General features: G+C 30.5%; 4 protein-coding genes. All 4 read right to left on the bottom strand.

The genetic code is table 11. The features are described 5' to 3' along the window. Positions 1 to 175: 175 nt before the first annotated feature. Positions 176 to 1,309 (bottom strand): hypothetical protein, encoded by a 1,134-nt coding sequence (locus CD126_RS11835; protein ID WP_169931291.1) that lies wholly within the window; start codon positions 1,307 to 1,309, stop codon positions 176 to 178. Between the two features lie 22 nt (positions 1,310 to 1,331). Continuing rightward, positions 1,332 to 1,634: a nucleotide pyrophosphohydrolase gene (locus tag CD126_RS11830; RefSeq protein ID WP_049407450.1), complete on the bottom strand. Its 303-nt coding sequence runs from the start codon at positions 1,632 to 1,634 to the stop codon at positions 1,332 to 1,334. Then, entirely contained in the window at positions 1,627 to 3,372 is a 1,746-nt protein-coding gene (locus CD126_RS11825) for a DNA/RNA helicase domain-containing protein (protein WP_103370527.1), read from the bottom strand. The genes CD126_RS11830 and CD126_RS11825 overlap by 8 nt, the downstream gene beginning before the upstream one ends. 343 nt (positions 3,373 to 3,715) lie before the next feature. Further along, on the bottom strand, positions 3,716 to 3,998 hold a 283-nt coding region (locus tag CD126_RS12210), incomplete at its 5' end, for a hypothetical protein (RefSeq protein WP_169931289.1).

Below are 3,998 nucleotides of genomic sequence, written 5' to 3'. Positions count from 1 at the left end.
TCTTTTGTAATTTCGCTCTGAGGTCAGCAATCATTAAACTTACTCCTTTTCTCTAGCTTTTCACTATACTACTAGCACAATTATAGAATGAGAACTTATGTTCGCGTCTATATTTTATCTTACCTCAGTTAGAAAGTAAACTTAAAGTTATTGTTAAGAGATAGTTAATAAAAGGCTAATGTCTATTCAATAATTCATTTCGTCTTTCTATAATTTTTTCTTGATGTTCAAAGTACTCTTCTAGTGAAAAATTTTGTTGCATCATATTAGATAAATGTTTTGACCAGAAGACATTCGTAGGTCTTGCAGGACTCAGTATTGTTTCCTTTTCATTATCCCAATAATAATTTTCCTTATTCACTGCTTCATCATGTGTAAAATCTAAGTTTCTTTTATCTTGTTTATCTTTTATAGAAAAGTCTTCCAAATAAATTGGTATTACTTGTATAGGATCATACAACATATTTTCTTTCATAGAAGTAGTTGGGTGTTGTTCACAATACTCTAAAAGTGTTCCTTGATAATCTTTTGAATTATATTTACATTCACTTAGAATATTCTTTAACTCATTCAACAACAAGTTATATTCTTCTAGATCCACCTCATTTAATGTTTCAGTAGGTAAACTTTTTAATATAAAGAAGCTCATTGTCAAATCTAATTCTATACTCACTTCTTCGTTTAAATATTCACAAGCAGGGTTAAACAGTATTTCCTCCTTATAATGACTTTTAATTGAATCTTGTTGCCCACCTTGTATTGAAACATAAAGAAATCCTTCCCAATGTTCATTACCCATACCACTGGAGTAGCTTTCTTTTCTTTTAATAGCGTAATTTTTATAATTAGACTTATTTAATTTTATGCATTGTCCTTTGTATTTTATCGTTTTATTATTAGTTAGCTTGTTAAAATATTCTCTCGGTAAACTAGAGGAAGAACTTCCAAATTCTGATCTAATAGAAATCATAGCAGAAACTCTCTCATCTGAACCTATTTTATTAATCAAATAATTGAAAACTGGATGATCTAAATTTTTTTCATCAAAGTAATCCTCGTTAATAAATTCTACTACAACTCCTCCTTCAAAAGCTTGTAAATGATTTATTGAAAGCTTATTTCTCTCAACAGTTTTCCATGTTATTAGTGCTCTATTTTTTCTTGAAGTACGTTTTTGAAACAATTCTGGTGGTACGTTATATCTTCCTGTTTTCCCAGAAATATTATCTATTTTTGTCATAGTAGCTTGAGGCACTAACCTCTTTAAATATTGTATTATCTTCCTTTTTATTGTCTTTTTATTCTTCATTGTTTAATACTCCTCCTATTCCTTAATCCACCGGATACTTCTCTCCATTTTTCTTCAACTTTTCTTCGATAATTTCATCTATATCGAAATCCATATTGTCTGCCATCATGTATGAATAAATGAGAACATCAGCGAGTTCTTCAGCTATTCTCTCTCGTTTATTATCGACAACCGCTTCTGTTTCCTTCCACTGAAATAGTTCAAGCAACTCTGAAGCTTCAAGTGAAATAGAAAGCGCTAAATCTTTTTCGTTGTGATATTGGCGCCAGTTTCTATCATCTCTAAATTGATTAATCTTTTTCTTTAGCTCTTCATGACTATTCATCTGTTAACTCACCTCTCATAGCTTGATGGAGTACTTCTCTTAGAGCCTCATCCACGGCATAAATATATAAACCATTAACTCCTCGTGTCATAAGCACGTTAAGCTCATTCTTCAATAATTCTTTTGCAAAGCTCTTTTTCTCATTATTTGAGAGTGTTCTTTTCTGTGTCGCCTTTTTATTCTCACTCTCTTTTTCATCAAATATGATTTGACCATTGCGATATTTAACTGACGGACCAATAATCACCCCAACGTAATTTAAATCTGCACCTTGAATTGTATACGTAGATCCTACTTCATCAATAGTTTGAGGTTGTTCTGCCCATGAAACATTTTTATACTTTCTATCTCTTGATAATTGCTTATTCCATGGAAGAGACCACTCACCAATATTCACACACCAGTAAGCTAAATCTTCAGGTTTCTTATTACCGTTATAAGGCCAGTCGAATGTAGCCACTAATCGTGATAAACCTGAGTCCATGTCTTTAGCTTTTTTCTTTATTTCCTCATGTAATTCTCGAGGATTATCAAATAATTTAATGTCATACCCTTTTTTATCACGTGGAACATTTTTAATAATACCATTGTCTATTAAAGTACGTATCCACCTTACTGTTTCTTCACTCGCATTAATTCTCATTTGATTACGTAGAGCAATATAGTTATTATGCTCTTTTGTATCATTAATTAAACGAGCTAGTTCATCTTCTTCCCATACTTGTTCACGACTGAGAATTTGATTTTTATCAAATACTGCGATTACTACTTTAGCTCTTTCAATTAAGTCTTTTAAATGATTCTTCCCTTGATAAGATTGCTTTCCTTGAGTGAGCAAAAGATGTGCTTCATCAACTATCACAACATCTACTTTATCTTCAGGATTATGATTATTAATAAAACTTGTAGGTTTATTAATGACCTTTTCTTTTTTAGGATTGAGTCCTAATTTGTTCGCTATTTGCTCATAAACCTTTAATTGTTCATCGTGATTAACCAAAAGGTAACTACGCAATCCGTTTGAGAATTCTTTTTCAAACATCTGTCTTAACTCAAAGAAGAGCGAACTCATTAATACCGTCTTCCCAGATCCCGCTTGACCGTCAACTAAGATGAGTTGATTTGATAAATCTTCTTGTACGGCATGTTGCACTTTAGAAATAATTTCATTCTTAGCTGTGATTTGTTCAGAAGTTAATTTATGAAACGGTGATGCTTTAAATATTGCTGAGTCCCTTATAACGCTCTCTAATGGGAATAAATCTTTATTATTTCTATGTAATTCTCTCCAAATTTTTGAAAATATTTCATCCAATTTCTCTGAAGTATAATACTCATTTTGTTGATTTGTTCGCCCATTAAACACGGTGCCAACGTTATCGACACTCGATAAAAAATGCATTAATTTATTTTCAATATCCAAAGTCAGAGATTTATTGAAAAAATGATGTCCAATGACATACATTGAAGAAGTTGGTGATTGATAAAATTCTTGCCAATAATCTTTAGTTCTAACATCATTAAGCAAATGTTGATTTGTTCGCCCTTGTATATCTGCAGTCTCACCAACATAAATATTAAATTTCTGTCTATTAGCTTTATCATTAATAATGTAGACGGTAGGATAACTTAACAGATACTTCCCATTATCAGCTATCTTCCACTCTTCAATTGAAGATTTCAACATTTCCGAAGAATAATTAATTTCTTTAACAATCGGTTTATTTATCTGCGACATAATACCACACCCATAGTTCTAAACTCATTCTTATTATTAAGTATATCTTACAGATTTCGATAATAACAATGACGAAGGCTATTATTTATATACTTTTCGTCTCAAAATAAGCTACTAATATAAATGTAAAGTTTAATATTAAGTTAGTCTTCTAAAAAACTACACAAAAAAACGCTATGTGAATTTAATGTTTACAGCTATAATTTCAACTAGTAAAGCCCTTTTATAGAAGCGGCATAACTTTGTATTTGCTAGTTCATTCTCATTAATTTTAGAAAGTTACTGACTATTACCTCACGTTTTATATGAGCTCATTCTATGTTAAAAATGTTTTATCATTGATCTAATTTTTATATAGATTTAAACGAGACTCATCTAAATAAGGAATAATTTCACCGTTTTCTACATCAACATCAAATTTTATATCATCTTTTATTTCTAATAGCTCATCAAAAGTTAAAGATATATATCGGTCCTCTTCTGCGATTTCAAATTCTTCATCATAATCTAATTCTAACTTATCTAGTTCAGGTGTGTAATTTCTTTCCAACCGATCTAGTAAATATGAGTAATAAAATTCGTCATCCTCTTTTTTAGTTGATACTTCTATAAGTTCTACATAATAA

It is taken from the genome of Staphylococcus pettenkoferi (genome assembly GCF_002902685.1).
In the GTDB taxonomy this organism is placed as follows: Bacteria; Bacillota; Bacilli; order Staphylococcales; family Staphylococcaceae; genus Staphylococcus; species Staphylococcus pettenkoferi.
Note: the sequence above shows the minus strand (reverse complement) of the source record. Positions and strands in the feature narration are given on the sequence as shown.

Bases quoted from the DNA above. Each gene is read 5' to 3' on its own strand.
- CD126_RS11835 (WP_169931291.1), bottom strand. From the start codon at position 1,309: ATGAAGAATAAAAAGACAATAAAAAGGAAGATAATACAATATTTAAAG.
- CD126_RS11825 (WP_103370527.1), bottom strand. From the start codon at position 3,372: ATGTCGCAGATAAATAAACCGATTGTTAAAGAAATTAATTATTCTTCG.
- CD126_RS11830 (WP_049407450.1), bottom strand. From the start codon at position 1,634: ATGAATAGTCATGAAGAGCTAAAGAAAAAGATTAATCAATTTAGAGAT.